Annotated in this window: 14 protein-coding genes; 7 read left to right on the forward strand and 7 right to left on the reverse strand. The window is 73.8% G+C overall.

Annotated features, from left to right (window positions below):
* Nucleotides 1-32: 32 nt before the first annotated feature.
* The 4 genes from D5H75_RS03330 to D5H75_RS03345 all read right to left on the reverse strand — a co-directional run bounded on the left by D5H75_RS03330 (nucleotide 33) and on the right by D5H75_RS03345 (nucleotide 3,971).
* On the reverse strand, nucleotides 33-1,127 hold the full coding sequence (locus D5H75_RS03330) for a LysR family transcriptional regulator (RefSeq protein ID WP_119924798.1): 1,095 nt from the start codon (nucleotides 1,125-1,127) through the stop codon (nucleotides 33-35).
* A 215-nt stretch (nucleotides 1,128-1,342) separates the two neighbouring features.
* The gene (locus D5H75_RS03335; RefSeq protein ID WP_119924799.1) at nucleotides 1,343-2,002 is read right to left on the reverse strand and encodes a response regulator; all 660 of its coding nucleotides are present in this window, start codon (nucleotides 2,000-2,002) and stop codon (nucleotides 1,343-1,345) included.
* Nucleotides 1,999-3,153 carry a sensor histidine kinase gene (locus D5H75_RS03340; RefSeq protein WP_119924800.1) on the reverse strand — a complete coding sequence of 385 codons (1,155 nt, stop codon included), beginning with the start codon at nucleotides 3,151-3,153 and terminating at the stop codon, nucleotides 1,999-2,001. The genes D5H75_RS03335 and D5H75_RS03340 overlap by 4 nt, the downstream gene beginning before the upstream one ends.
* Nucleotides 3,150-3,971, reverse strand: a complete 822-nt coding sequence (locus tag D5H75_RS03345; protein WP_119924801.1) for a CPBP family intramembrane glutamic endopeptidase — start codon at nucleotides 3,969-3,971, stop codon at nucleotides 3,150-3,152. Before D5H75_RS03345 ends, D5H75_RS03340 begins: the two co-directional genes overlap by 4 nt.
* Nucleotides 3,972-4,276: 305 nt before the next feature.
* On the opposite strand from D5H75_RS03345, the gene D5H75_RS03350 reads away from it, so the two are divergent.
* From D5H75_RS03350 to D5H75_RS03365, 4 genes are all read left to right on the forward strand, one after another.
* Complete coding sequence (locus D5H75_RS03350) at nucleotides 4,277-5,278, forward strand: alpha/beta fold hydrolase (protein WP_119924802.1); 1,002 nt, start codon at nucleotides 4,277-4,279, stop codon at nucleotides 5,276-5,278.
* A 256-nt stretch (nucleotides 5,279-5,534) separates the two neighbouring features.
* Nucleotides 5,535-6,911: a carotenoid oxygenase family protein gene (locus D5H75_RS03355; RefSeq protein WP_119924803.1), complete on the forward strand. Its 1,377-nt coding sequence runs from the start codon at nucleotides 5,535-5,537 to the stop codon at nucleotides 6,909-6,911.
* A gap of 60 nt (nucleotides 6,912-6,971) precedes the next feature.
* Nucleotides 6,972-7,502: a hypothetical protein gene (locus D5H75_RS03360; RefSeq protein WP_119924804.1), complete on the forward strand. Its 531-nt coding sequence runs from the start codon at nucleotides 6,972-6,974 to the stop codon at nucleotides 7,500-7,502.
* Nucleotides 7,503-7,800: 298 nt separating this feature from the next.
* Nucleotides 7,801-8,106, forward strand: a complete 306-nt coding sequence (locus D5H75_RS03365) for a hypothetical protein (RefSeq protein ID WP_119924805.1) — start codon at nucleotides 7,801-7,803, stop codon at nucleotides 8,104-8,106.
* A gap of 62 nt (nucleotides 8,107-8,168) precedes the next feature.
* Here the strand turns inward: D5H75_RS03365 and D5H75_RS03370 are convergent, their stop codons facing one another.
* Both D5H75_RS03370 and D5H75_RS03375 read right to left on the reverse strand, forming a co-directional pair.
* Nucleotides 8,169-8,600: a DUF6924 domain-containing protein gene (locus D5H75_RS03370; protein ID WP_119924806.1), complete on the reverse strand. Its 432-nt coding sequence runs from the start codon at nucleotides 8,598-8,600 to the stop codon at nucleotides 8,169-8,171.
* Between the two features lie 177 nt (nucleotides 8,601-8,777).
* Nucleotides 8,778-9,998, reverse strand: a complete 1,221-nt coding sequence (locus D5H75_RS03375; RefSeq protein ID WP_119924807.1) for an NsdA family TPR-like regulatory protein — start codon at nucleotides 9,996-9,998, stop codon at nucleotides 8,778-8,780.
* Nucleotides 9,999-10,196: 198 nt separating this feature from the next.
* Between D5H75_RS03375 and D5H75_RS03380 the strand changes: the two genes are divergently transcribed.
* The 3 genes from D5H75_RS03380 to D5H75_RS41230 are packed head-to-tail and all read left to right on the forward strand — an operon-like array spanning nucleotide 10,197 to nucleotide 11,172.
* A complete protein-coding gene (locus D5H75_RS03380; protein WP_119924808.1) occupies nucleotides 10,197-10,448 on the forward strand; it encodes a hypothetical protein in 252 nt (83 codons plus the stop codon).
* Nucleotides 10,445-10,744: a hypothetical protein gene (locus D5H75_RS03385; protein WP_119924809.1), complete on the forward strand. Its 300-nt coding sequence runs from the start codon at nucleotides 10,445-10,447 to the stop codon at nucleotides 10,742-10,744. The genes D5H75_RS03380 and D5H75_RS03385 overlap by 4 nt, the downstream gene beginning before the upstream one ends.
* On the forward strand, nucleotides 10,741-11,172 hold the full coding sequence (locus tag D5H75_RS41230) for a hypothetical protein (RefSeq protein WP_202637775.1): 432 nt from the start codon (nucleotides 10,741-10,743) through the stop codon (nucleotides 11,170-11,172). The genes D5H75_RS03385 and D5H75_RS41230 overlap by 4 nt, the downstream gene beginning before the upstream one ends.
* A gap of 534 nt (nucleotides 11,173-11,706) precedes the next feature.
* On the opposite strand, the gene D5H75_RS03400 is transcribed toward D5H75_RS41230, so the two are convergent.
* The gene (locus D5H75_RS03400) at nucleotides 11,707-12,714 is read right to left on the reverse strand and encodes a GlxA family transcriptional regulator (protein ID WP_119925195.1); all 1,008 of its coding nucleotides are present in this window, start codon (nucleotides 12,712-12,714) and stop codon (nucleotides 11,707-11,709) included.
* Nucleotides 12,715-12,800 lie beyond the last annotated feature (86 nt).

The following is a 12,800-nucleotide window of genomic DNA, read 5'->3' on the forward strand; positions in this document are numbered from 1 at the left end:
GGCGACGGATCATCGGGGCGGGCCGGGGCGGATCACGGCACCTGGGTCGTGCGGTACGGCAGGGCCGGGGGACGACGGCGGGCGCGGCCGTCCCCCCTCTCCGCTGACACGGCGGAGCCGGCTCCCGGCTCCGCCGGTAGGGCCGGGCGGGCTCCCGGCTCCGCCGGTACGGCGGGCGGGGGCGATGACGCCGTGTGCGGGATCGCCCAGGGCGGGGTCCAGGTGCCGGGGGCGCCGGGGGCGGCCGCCGTGGCGGCGAGGTGGGCGCGGAGGGCGGGCAGCGCGGGGTGGGGGTTGCCGCGGCGCCACAGGAGCGAGTGCGGGTAGACGGGCGTCGGATCGGTGACCGGGATGCGGCGCAGGCCGTGACCGGCGGGCCAGACCAGGCGGGTGTGCCCGCCCATGAGGGTGGCCAGGGCCGGGGTGTCGGCGATGGTGTCCAGGAGCGCGTCGGAGCCGAAGTTGGGGCCGGTCGCCTCGATGGTGAGGCCGAACTCGGCGATCAGGTCGTCGTAGTAGGCGGCCCACTCGGTGCCGGGGACGATGCCCGGGATCCAGATGCGGTGCCCGGTGAGCTGGGCGACGGTCACCGACCGGGCCGAGGCGAGCGCGTGGGCGGGCCCGGTGAGGAGTTCGAGGGGCTCGTCGTCCACCCGCGCGGACTCGACGTCCTCCGGGAGGGGCCGGCCGGGCGCGGCGACGGCGCGGAACGTCGCGTCGATCGCGCCGGACCGCAGGGCGGCGACGGCCGTGTCCACGTCGAACAGCATCACCACGTCCAGCTCGATCTCCGGATGCGCGCGGTGGAAGGCGCGCATCAGGGCCGAGGCCGCGCTGCGCGAGGCGATCACGTCCACGCGCAGCGGGCGGCGACCGGCGAGCACGGAGGAGGCGGCGCGCTCGGCGACGCGCAGCAGGTCCCGGGCGTGGGGCAGGAACGCCTGCCCGTCGATCGTGAGCTCGGCGCCGCGCGGCGTGCGGGTGAACAGCCGCACGCCGAGGTCGCGCTCCAGCGCGGCGATGCGCTTGGAGACGGCCTGCTGGGTGACCGCCAGCTCGGCGGCGGCGTCCTGGAACCGCCCCGCGTCGGCGGCGGCGACGAAGGTCCGGACGGATTCGAGATCCATGCCGAGACCCTAGGGGAACAACCACTGGTTGTGCCCACCCGACCCCGCGGTCGGTTGATCCCCGGGTGCGGCGCCCGCTCCGATGCCTTCGATCGCGGATCGGTTGTACGAGCGCCGGGGGCGGCGGGCACGCGGAACGGGCACCGGATGGGACGACGCGCCGCCGCCCCCCCGCGCCGGCACGCGGCGGACGCCGAGCCGTACCTGAGGGCCGGTCAGGTGACCAGGCCCCTGCGGTAGGCGTAGACCACGGCTTGGACCCTGTCGCGCAGATCGAGCTTGGTGAGGATGCGCGACACGTACGTCTTGACGGTCTCCTGGCTGATCACCAGGGTCGCGGCGATCTCGCTGTTGGACAGGCCGTCGGCGATCAGGCGCAGCACCTCCAGCTCGCGCGGGGTCAGCGCCGCGTCCTCCGGCGTGCCCTCGGCCGGGCGGATCCGGGAGGCGTACCTGCCGACGAGCCGCCGCGTCACCTCCGGCGCCAGCAGCGCGGCGCCCGACGCGACGATGCGGATGCCGTTCAGCAACTGCGCGGGCGGGGCGTCCTTGAGCAGGAACCCGCTCGCCCCGGCCCGCAGCGCCTCGTAGACGTACTCGTCCAGGTTGAAGGTGGTCACCACGAGCACCTTGACCGGGTTCTCCACGCCGGCGCCGGCCAGCAGCCGGGTCGCCCCGATGCCGTCGAGCACCGGCATCCGCACGTCCATCACCACGATGTCGGGGTTCAGCCGGCGGGCGAGGTCCACCGCCGTACGGCCGTCGCCGCACTCGCCCACCACCTCCAGGTCCGGCTGCGCGTCGATGATCGTCGAGAACCCGGTGCGGATCAGCGCCTGGTCGTCGCAGACCAGGACCCGGACCGGCGCCGTCACGACGGGCTCCCGGCGGGGACGCGAGCCCGTACGGCGAAGCCGCCGTCCGCCTGCCGTCCGGCGCTGAAGTCGCCGCCCAGGGCCTCCACCCGCTCGCGCAGCCCGGCCAGGCCCCGCCCGCCGCCGCCCGGGGTGGCGGCCCGGCGGCCGGCGCCCTCGGTGCTGACCTCCACGCTGATCTCCTTCTCGCCGTGCCGTACCCGGACCGCCGTGGGGCTGCCGTGGGCGTGTTTGAGGGCGTTCGTCAGGGCCTCCTGGACGACCCGGTAGGTCACGAACTCCGCGCTGCCCGCAGGCTCCGCCGGCCTGCCCTCCTCGGTGAACTCCACCGGCTGGCCCGCCCGGCGGGTCTGCTCCACCAGCGCGCGCAGATCGCCGGTGGAGGGCGGCCCGGCGTCCGCGTCGTGATCGGCCTTGAGCAGGTCGAGCATGTGGCGCAGGTCGGCGATCGCCCGCCGGCCGGTGTCGGTGACGGCGCTCAGCGTCGCGTCCAGGCGGTCGGGGGCGGCCGTCAGGTAGCGGGCGGCCTCGGCCTGCACGACCATCGCCGTCACGTGGTGCGTCACCACGTCGTGCAGCTCGCGGGCGATCCGGGTGCGCTCGGCGGCGCGGGTGGCCTCGGCGACGTGGCGGCGCCGTTCCGCCTCGGCGGCGCGGGTCGAGCGCAGCCACGCCCCGATCCCCCACGCCAGGCCGAGGGCCAGGTAGAACACGACGTACCCCTCCACCCGCTCCGTCGCGCCGAGCCGGCCGAGCGCGATCGCCAGCGGCACGTACGCCAGGGAGAGCAGGACCACGGCGAGCCGCCGGTGGCGCTCCAGATGGGCGCCCGCGCTGATCAGCGCGACGGGCATCGCGTTGCTCGCGAGCACGTGGTACGCGAGGAGCTGGTCGGCGGCGAAGCCCAGCGACACCAGCGCCAGGCACAGCGCCGGCCACCTCCGGCGCACCGCGAGCGGCAGGCACTCCAGGGCGATCACCACGAGCGCCCACGCGTCCAGGGGGCGGGCCGGCAGGTCGCCGACCTGCGTGCCCTTGCCGTGGAGCGCCGGCAGGACCGACGCGACGGCCAGCAGCAGCCCGAACGGCGCGTCCCGCACCACGACGTCGCGCCGCCGCCACCACCGCGTGACCCGCCCTGAATCGATCACTGGGCGAGCGTAGCGGTCGCGCCGCGCCGGAGCGGGACCACGTTGCCGCGCCGCCGGGCCAGCCACATGAACACCACCGTCAGCAGCAGGCCGAGCACCACCGCGTACGGGCTCGCCTCCGGCCCGAACTCGCCGCCCGTGAGCAGGGCCGGGCCCGACGTCACGCCGTTCAGCAGCCCCTGCGCGACCCCGTTGCCCGAGACCTCGGCGCCGAAGACGCCGGCCGCCGCGAAGTTCCAGCCGAAGTGCACGCCGATCGGCAGCCACAGGGTGCGCGTGGCGGCGTAGGCGGCGGCGAGCATCCCGCCCGCCTCGATCGCGATGGCCAGCGCGCCCCACAGGTCGGCGTGCGGGTTGAACAGGTGCGACAGGCCGAACAGCAGACCGGTCAGGGTCAGCGCGGGCCAGGTTCCCAGGCGGTCCTCGGCGATCCGGAACAGGATGCCGCGGAACAGCAGCTCCTCCGTCACCGCCGCGGCGGCCATGAAGCCGAGCAGTCCGACCGCGCCCGCCGGCGAGCCCAGGCCGTCGATCCGGTAACCGCCCACCAGCGCGATGTTGAAGATCACGGCCGCGAACAGCGCGACCCCGATCAGCGTCCCGCGCGCGACGGCCCGGGTTGCGCCCGCCGTCGCCACCTCCACCGGGTCGCGGCGCTCGGACCAGCGCACCGCGCGGCCGTACACCGGCACGGCGAGCACGGCCGTCGCGACGCCGAGGAGCAGGGTGAGCAGCGGGTTTCCCCGCGCCGCGCCCACGGCCGCGCCTCCTGCGAAGGCGACCACCGCGACGGGCACGAGTTGTTTCAGCAACCGCATGGGACTTCCTTTGGCGTGGGGAGCCGGCGGCGGGCCCGCCGTACGCCGGGAAACGCTAGGCGTCCGGCGGCCCCGGAATCGTCCCCGTGGGGTGGACAGTCACGGGTAGCTCGCGCGGGGGACAGCGGCGCTTCCCGGCCGGCCGCGCCTGTCCCCCGCGCGAGCTACCGGCGAATGTCCACTCCGCGGGGACGATCACGGCACCGCCCGGTCCGTAGCGTTGCGGAGCGGCCACGGCGCCCCCGCGGTTCCGCCGCCCCGCCGCCGTGCGCGTCCCCTCACCGACCCCCACCCCGGAGGACCCCATGCTCCGCAAGATCAAGACTTCCGTCGCCGCCGCGCTGTGCTGCACCGCCCTCGGCGCGGGGGCCGCCGGATGCGACGGCGACGCGCTGGAGAACTGGGACCCCCTCGCCTCCCCCACGCGGGCCGCCGGCGCCGCCACAGGCACCCCCGGGACCGGCGCACCGGCACCCGGGACCGGCACGCCGACGCCCGGGATCGGAACTCCGGAGACCGACGCGGCCCCGATCTCCGGGACGCGGAAGATCCAGGTCGCGGGACGGTCGGTGAACGTGTCCTGCTCGGGCGACGTCCCGGGCAAGGGCGGGCCCGTCGTCGTCCTGCTGCACGGGGCCGGCGATGGGCTGGACAAGCTGGCCGCCTTCCAGAAGACGCTGAGCGCGCGGCACCGGGTCTGCTCCTACGACCGGCTCGGCGCGGGCGCGAGCGACAAGCCGGCCGGCCCGCAGGACTTCGCCGCCACGGGCGGGATCCTGACCGGGGTGCTCGACCGCGTCGCCGGCGACCGCCCGGTCGTCCTGGCCGGGCACTCCCTGGGCGGGCTGATCGCCGCCAGGTACGCCCCCGACCACACGGACAGGGTCAAGGGGCTGGTCCTCATGGACGCCACCCCGCCCACCATGATGGCCGACGTCAAGAAGGCGATCCCCGAGTCCGCCACCGGCCCGGCCGCCGAGCTGCGCGCCCAGAACCTCGCGGTCTTCCAGGGCCAGAACCCCGAGCTGCTCGTCATCCCCGACGGCGCGGTCCGCCCCGCGGGGGACATCCCGGTGGAGGTGATCCAGCACGGCACGAAGTACCTCGCGGCCATCCCCCAGCACGGCCCGCGCCTGGAGCGCGCCTGGGCCGCCGGGCAGCGCGAATGGCTCGCCCTGTCCCCCGCCGCCAAGCTCACCACCGCCCCGGGGAGCGGCCATCACATCTACGTCGACCAGCCCGAGGTCGCCGTCCAGGCCATCGACCGCGTCACCGCGCGTGCCGTACGGCAAGCGCCCGGCGAGTGAACGGCGCGGGCCGTACGGCAGGCACGTGCGAGTGACCGGCGCGGGCCGTACGGCGGGCGCCCGGTGACCGGCCGCCGCGCGGCGCGGGCCGTACGGCAAGCGCCCGGCGAGTGATCGGCTCCGCGGTTTTCCGCGCGGCTCTCACCTGGGCCTTCTCCGGGCGGCTGAGGTGGGCGGGAAGAACAAGACTGCCGCCGGCGGGTTTCCTCGGGCACGGTTGTCAGCGTCTCCACCAACCACCGGCAGGAGGTCCGCCGTGTCCGAAACCGTGCCGCTCCACCTCGCGGGCAACAACGCGCCGGTCCCCGAGGAGGTGACCCTGGAGCCGTCCAGGGTCATCGGCGAGATCCCGGCCGAGCTGAGCGGGCAGTTCTTCCGCAACGGGCCCAACCCGCGCACGGGCTGGTCACCGCATTCCTTCGCGGGCGACGGCATGATCCACACGATCGCGCTCGACGGCGGCAGGGCGCGCTGGTACCGGAACCGGTACGTGCGCACGCCGCTGTACGAGCACCCCGGGCGGTCACGGCTCGACCTGGCCTTCGACCGGGAGACGGGCCGGATCGACTACCGCGTCACCACCGCCAACACCCACCTGATCAGCCACGCCGGGCGGCTGTTCGCCCTGGAGGAGGGCGGTTTCCCGTACGAGGTGACCCGGGATCTGGCCACGATAGGGCCGCACACCTTCGGCGGGGCCCTGCGGACCCCGATGACCGCCCACCCGAAGACCTGCCCGATCACCGGGGAGCTGCTGTTCTTCGGCTACCGGCTGCGCCCGCCGTACCTGACCTGCTACCGCGCCTCGGCCACGGGCGAGGTGGTGCAGACGCGGGTCGTGGACGTGCCGAGGGCGACGATGACGCACGACTTCGCCATCACCCGGGACCACCTGGTCTTCATGGACCTGCCGGTCGTCTTCGACGCCGCCGGGGCCGCGGCGGGCGGGCCGCCGTGGCGCTGGGACGACGCGCACCGCGCCCGGTTCGGCGTGCTGGAGCGTACGGCGGGCGACGACGCGCCCGTGCGCTGGTTCGACGTCGCCCCCTGCTACGTGTGGCACACCATGAACGCGTTCGAGGACCCCGGAGGCCGCACCATCACCGTCACCGGCACCCGCGTCCCCAGCCTGTGGCGCGGCGGCCCCGGCGACCTGGAGGGCGGGCTCCCGGTTCTGTACCGCTGGACGCTGGACCTACGGTCGGGCACGGTCGCCGAGGAGCCGCTCGACGACGAGCCCAGCGAATACCCGCGGGTCGCCGACTCGGTGCTCGGGCTCCCCCACCGCCACGGCTACACGACGAGCTTCTCCCTGGACGCCGAGCCCGACCGCTCACGGGTCTACGCCTACGACCTGACCTCCGGAGGCGTACGGGCGACGCACCGCCTGCCCCCGGGCCACACCTGCGGCGAGGCCGTCTTCGTGCCCCGGCGGGGGACGGCCGAGAACGAGGGCTACCTGATGACGTTCGCCCACGACCGGGCCGCCGGCACGAGCTACCTCGCCATCCTCGACGCCGCCGACCTCCCCGCGCCGCCCGTCGCCGAGATCCACGTCCCGGTGCGCCTCCCCGCGGGATTCCACGGCAACTGGATCCCCTCCCACGCCGTCGGACAACCCGCGGGCCGATGAGAATGACCTTGCCGTACGCTTCTCGCCGGACATATCCCTAGACGCGGCGGAGGTTGGCGTATGCCCAGGACCACGACCCGGGTCGCCGCCGCGTCAGCCCTGCTCGCGGGGCTCGTCGCGGCCGGCGGATGCTCGGCGGCCACGAAGTCGGCGAACGCCGGGCGGGCGGAGACCCCGGAGGTGGTGGCCCCGTCCTCGCCCGCGTCGACCGCGAGCGCCTGGGTCCCCGTCGACCGCCGCAGGAACGCCCACCCGCATCCCTCCCCCACCCGCATCGCCGTACCCCCGACGGACCCCGACTCCCGCGAGCGCACCGTGTTCACGGCAGGCCCGGCGCGCGGAGCGTTCACCAGCCCCGCCCTCGACCTGCGCCCCGGCGAGCTGGCGACGCACTTCGACTGCGAAGGCCGAGGCACCGTGACCCTCATCCTCACCGGCCAAAGCGAGACCGAGTTCGACTGCGACGACGACGGAATCACCCACCAACTCGACGGCCACACCCTGGACGCCCCACAAACCACCCGGCTCCAAATCAAAGCCCCGCCCTCAGTCCAATGGGCAATCCGCATAACCCAGAACGCGGACAGTTGAGCCCACTCACCGCCGCGGAAACCGCCACCTCGGCGACAACTCGCACGACAACCTCTAGACCCGCTTCGCCGTCCGCCCTCGCCATGGGTGACGGCGGGTGGGGGCTTGGGCTGTTCGTGGGGGTACGGCCGGGGCTGGGTTTCGGTTCGGGCTGGGTTTCGGTTCGGGCTGGGTGGGATGGGGTGGCTCGGTAGGGTTTTTGTGCTGATACGTCTTGTGGGAAGTCGGAGGTGATCACGGTGCGTCCGGTCTTGTGACGGCCCCGGCCCGGGGCGTCGCGGAGCCGAAAGGTGACCGTATGAGCAAGACCGACAAGACCCGGCCCTGGTGGGTGGGCATGGCCGAAGCGCCGATGGTGAACTGCCGGCCCGTGCATGACCACCGGTTCGGGCCGTGCACGCTGCCGGAGGCGATCACCGCCGACAGCGCGTCCATGAACCGCCGCGGACGGAGCGGCTGTCACTGGGGCGCCACGGACCACTACCTGTTCGACTGCGGCAGCCTCGGCGGTGGCCGGGAGTGGGCGCGGATCCGGCGCGGGGAGCGCCGCCGCAGCCGCCACCAGGCGCGCCGTGAGCTACGCGCCTACAACGGCGAAGACTGAAAGGCCGGGCAGGGCCCCCAGATACCGGCGGGCCCTGCCGAGGTCTTGCCGCAGGGGAGCCGTCATTCGCCGAGTCCGCGGAAGAGGCCGTCCGCGTCGCTAGTCTCGATGTAACCGCCGAGGTCCACGTTGCCGATATAGATGTTGACATGAAGGTGGTCGAGCTCGGAGGGGATGACGCGCAGCCCGATACCGGAGTCCCGCTCGATGACCAGGAACGGCGTCTCAGGCGAATCAAGGGTGACCTTGTCGGCGATGATGAGGAGCGGATCCACGTAGCCGTCCGGGAGCAGGGCGAGGATCTGCCGCGCGGGCAGGCCGTGATAGGCGGGGTTCTCGACGAACCTCATCCTGACCGGCCGCTCCGGCATCCAGCGGTCGTCCTCCATGTCGGCGAGCAACGCGCGGACAGCCCCCCAACGTTCCTCGTCGGAGTAGTCGGTACGCACCACGAACAGGGCATCGACGTCGGGCAGCACAGGCGACACGTCCATCGGGCAATCCTGTCGGCCGCCGCTGACAATCTTCGCAAGAGGGCGTGCATAACCACGCCCGCCGCCCGCGCGTTTAGCCGTATCCCCTCTCCGCCCGGGTCCGTGGCCGGGGTACGGCCAGCGAGCCGTACCCCGGCCGTCCGGCGCGCCGAGTGGATGCGCAGGACTTGACGCACGTCAGGCGTGACTCGCGAGTACGTCGCGGACCTGCGGGACGTCGCGGAACGGCTCCAGGCGGCCGAGGACGACACTCGCTCGCCGGGAGGTGCGATCGCTCGCCACGTCAGCCGAGAGTTCCAGCATGCGGGCGGCGACCGCCGCCGCCTCCTCCGGCTCGTTGGCGTCTATCAGGGCGACCGCGAGCCAGGACAGGTACAGGGCGAGTTCACGGGCGTGGGTGGCCTCGTACCGGCTCAGCACATCCACCAGGATCGGGATAGCGCGCAGAGGGCGCCGGAGCTCGGTGTAGGCGCGCGCCTCCATGACCTGGAGTTCCCCCGCGGTGACCCAGTACAGGTACCCCGGGTCATCGTCACGGGCGCCGCCGGCCAGGGCGTCGCTCGCCTCGCCGAGGGCGCGCATCGTCGCCTGGGCCTCCCCCGCGCGTGCGTTGGCCCAGGCGACCCGGTCCCAGGACAGGGCACGCGCTCGCGGCGGGGCGTCCGGTCCTGTCGCCTCCAGGGCCGCGCGGGCGAGTCTCACGCCATCGCGGGGATCTCCCAAGTTCGACACCTGGTAGGCGAGCGACCCGAGGAGATTCCCTTCCAGGACCCGGTCGCCGGCCTCGCGGGCGGCTTCGATGCCCAGCCGGTAGGTCTGTTCGGCGCGGCCCGGCTGTCCCGCGTCGCTGGCGATCCATCCGGCGATCTGGGCGCACTCTCCGACGATGCCGAGGATCCGGCGGCCGACCCGCTCGGTGTGGACCGAGCCCCTGTAGATCCGCCGGGCCGTGGCCAGCTCGCGGAACGCGGGCTCGACGAGGTCGCCACCCGCCAGGACGTCGTCCGCCAGGCGCAGCCCGTGCACACGGGCGGACAGGTCCGTGACGATGCCGTCGCCGACTCGGCGCCCCGTGACGGAGGCCACCTGCTCCATGAGGTCCGGGGGAGGCTGCACCGGCGTCGCCGGCTGGGGTGCGTCGGCGAACAGCTCGACCTCGTCGATGCCGAACACCCGGCTGAGCAGGGCCGGGTACGGATCGTCGGGGCGATGCGTCCCGGCCTCGTACCGGCGGATGGCCCGTACCAGGCTCTCGATCTCCGGCAGCGTCGCGCGCAACCCAGGGTCGGCCGCGTCGCGAATACGCGCGGCAACGTGCTTCTGCGACCACAGCCGCTTGCGTCGCTCCGCCTGGAGGCGGACAGCCCAGGCAGGCCGGGGCTTACGATCGGCGGTCATTGCGCGCACCTCTCCGCCGGTCTGGATCAGTGTCCTCTTGTGTCCTCCAGTGTCCTCTCGTGCGCCCTAGGTGTGCAGGGATCTCATGGATTTCACATGAGGGCTCGGCGATACGACCGACCGGTGGTCGTGAGGGGACGCCGACGCGAGGAGTACTGCCGAGCCCGTGCACGCCTCGAACTCGCATCCGGAGCAGAGATGGACTCTTCCTCGCTCGCTGAACTCGCCGACCAGCACCCCAACTGGATGATCTTCCGCAGTGACGCGGGCCGGTTCTGGGCGTCGCTCAGACGCGGACTCACTCGGTACGAGATGGCCGAGTGCTGTGACCGTACGGTGGACGCCGACGATCTCACGACGCTCGCCGAGAGGCTGCGTGAGCAGGAGCGGCGGCAGGCCCTCGCGGCCAGAGACCGGCGAACGAAGCCGCGCGTCAGGAACGCGTCGTGACCCGCTGGTGGAATGACCCGGAGCTCGCCATCGCGCCCGAGGATCTGCGGCGGCTCGACGCCATGGCGGCGCTGTACCCGGGCTGGGAGATCACCCGGCGCGCCGACAAGACGTGGGTCGCCGAGCGGCGGTTCCCTCTTCCCCGGCAGCAGGAGGGCGACGAGCTCGCGGGGCAGTTGGCCGCCGGGAGCCTGGCCGAGCTGGGCGGGCTGGTCGCCGGGCAGGAACGGCGGGCCAGTAGTGCGCGGCTGTGGTTGATCGCCGGGCCCGGGGTGCATCCGGGGAGGACTCCGTGAACGGCCGGGCGGCGGCCCACATGGACGCCCTGCGCGAGCACCTGGCGATGCGCGGCCTGTACGTCCCGGCCGACGCGGTCCGGCTCGACGGCGACGCCGTACGGCTGCGGCTCGGCGACCAGGAGGTGACCGCCACCGCCGACGCGTTCCGCTACCACGGGCACCTCCATCCGGCCGGGCAGGCCGAGCAGGTGGCCAAGCTGCTCGCCGAGGGCTTCGCGCCGCACGTCCTGCGGCGGCTCAGGTCGGTGTGCCCGGGGTGGCGGCACCACCACGACGGTGACGGCTACCGGGCGACCTGGCTCGGCCCGGTGCCCGAGCAGTTGCGGGCGGCCGGGTTCCGGGCCGAGGTGACCGCGCCGGACCTGGTGGCCTTCGCCCGCGCGCTGCGCGCACAGCACATGATCGCCCATCTCAACGGGTTCTGAGCCGGGCGGACACGCCGTACGGTCTGGCGGGCACGCCGTACGGCCTGGCAGGACCCGCGCAGGCCCACCGGACGGGACGCCTCGATCAGCGGCGTCCCGTCCGGACGAGCGTGAGCCGGCCGCGCTTCGGGTGGGGCGGCCGGCAGGTTGCGGGCGGGGCGGCCGGCCTCGCCGTCACGGTCCGTGGCCTCGACGATGAATAAGGTCGGCGTCGCGCCCGAGTCCGGCCGGCGGGCAGTACAACGGCAGCCGTGGGCCTGGTCGCCGTAGAAGCGCATCCGGAACAGTCCGTGCAGGTCGACGCGGTGGCCGGGGTGGTCGTGTGTGATGACGACGGCGTCCACCGCGCCGTCCGGCCGGTGTGCGAGCAGCCGCGGCAGCGTGGCGTAGCCCAGGTCGAGCAGCAGCCGGTGACCGTTCCGGTCCACCGCGAACCCGCTGCAGGCGCGGCCCGGCTCGGGAAACGCGCCACAACTGCCGAGGACGGTCACTTGTCGCACCCCACAGGATGCCGGCGAGCCACGCCGCGGCTGCTCAAGGGGTCGCCCTCGCTTCGCCTGTCAGCCTGCCCGGCGGCGGAAGGCGGCGGAAGGCGGTGCGGTAGTCGCGCGGGCGTCGCCCGGTGTGCCGGGTGAAGAGGGCCGCGAAGGTGCCGGAGTCCCGGTAGCCGACCGTGGCGGCGATGGCGGCGACGGTGCCGTCCGTGGTCTCCAGGAGGTGGCGGGCGCGGCGGACGCGGGCGGTCTGCAGGTACTCCAGCGGGCTCTGTCCGGTCTCCTGCGCGAAGCGGCGCAGCAGCGTCCGGGTGCTGACGTTGAAGGTCTCCGACAGTGCGGCGAGGTCGTATCGGGCGGCGAGGTTCTGGTCGAGCCACCGCATGACCCTGCGGGAGAACTCGTTCCCCGGCTGTGGGAGAAGCTCGGCGTCGACGTAGGGGGCCTGGGACGATCGCGCGTCGTCGACGAGCGCCACCCGCGCGGTCCTCCGCGCCACGCCGGCGCCGCTGTGGCGGCGGATGAGCTGCAGCGCGAAGTCGTACATGGCGCTGAAGGCGGCGGTCGTGGTCACTCCCGTGTCGGTGACGACCAGATGTTCGGGCCGGACGTCGGCGTCCGGGCAGCGCCGTGCCAGTTCGTCCGCGAAGAGCCACGCCGTCGTCGCCCGCCGCCCCTCGAGCAGGCCCGCCTCGGCCAGCAGGAAAGCCCCGACGCAGATCGCGACGACGGCCTCGCCCGTGGCGGCGTGGGAGCGGATCGCCGCGATCTCGGGGGCCAGCGACGCCAGTTTCGCGTCCACATCAAGCCCGGGCGCGAGTTCGAAGCCGGGCACGACCAGGACATCGACGTCGCGCAGCGGAGAAACGGCCAGCACAGCGCCACCGGATGCGGCGACGCGACGGCGGGGCGAGACGATCGACACCTCGTAGCCGTCGCGGTCCGGGCCGGCGATGTGCGCGGCCATCGTCAGGAGATCGGGGACACCGAACACCTCGGACGCGAAGCATTCCGGATAGGCCAGCACCCCGACCCGCAACGCGCTCATGTCCGCCTCCTCGTCCATGGCGAGATTACCCCTATAAATGGCGATCCGGCCTATCCCGGTGCAAGGGAGCGGCAGTCCAGGCTTGT

This window comes from Bailinhaonella thermotolerans (assembly GCF_003594875.1).
Classification (GTDB): Bacteria; Actinomycetota; Actinomycetes; order Streptosporangiales; family Streptosporangiaceae; genus Bailinhaonella; species Bailinhaonella thermotolerans.

Excerpts from the sequence above, each read along its gene's own strand:
- D5H75_RS03375 (WP_119924807.1), bottom strand. The coding sequence starts at position 9,998 with ATGACCGCCGATCGTAAGCCCCGGCCTGCCTGGGCTGTCCGCCTCCAG.
- D5H75_RS03360 (WP_119924804.1), top strand. The coding sequence starts at position 6,972 with ATGCCCAGGACCACGACCCGGGTCGCCGCCGCGTCAGCCCTGCTCGCG.
- D5H75_RS03345 (WP_119924801.1), bottom strand. The coding sequence starts at position 3,971 with ATGCGGTTGCTGAAACAACTCGTGCCCGTCGCGGTGGTCGCCTTCGCA.
- D5H75_RS03380 (WP_119924808.1), top strand. The coding sequence starts at position 10,197 with ATGGACTCTTCCTCGCTCGCTGAACTCGCCGACCAGCACCCCAACTGG.
- D5H75_RS03330 (WP_119924798.1), bottom strand. The coding sequence starts at position 1,127 with ATGGATCTCGAATCCGTCCGGACCTTCGTCGCCGCCGCCGACGCGGGG.
- D5H75_RS03350 (WP_119924802.1), top strand. The coding sequence starts at position 4,277 with ATGCTCCGCAAGATCAAGACTTCCGTCGCCGCCGCGCTGTGCTGCACC.
- D5H75_RS03370 (WP_119924806.1), bottom strand. The coding sequence starts at position 8,600 with ATGGACGTGTCGCCTGTGCTGCCCGACGTCGATGCCCTGTTCGTGGTG.
- D5H75_RS03365 (WP_119924805.1), top strand. The coding sequence starts at position 7,801 with ATGAGCAAGACCGACAAGACCCGGCCCTGGTGGGTGGGCATGGCCGAA.
- D5H75_RS03400 (WP_119925195.1), bottom strand. The coding sequence starts at position 12,714 with ATGAGCGCGTTGCGGGTCGGGGTGCTGGCCTATCCGGAATGCTTCGCG.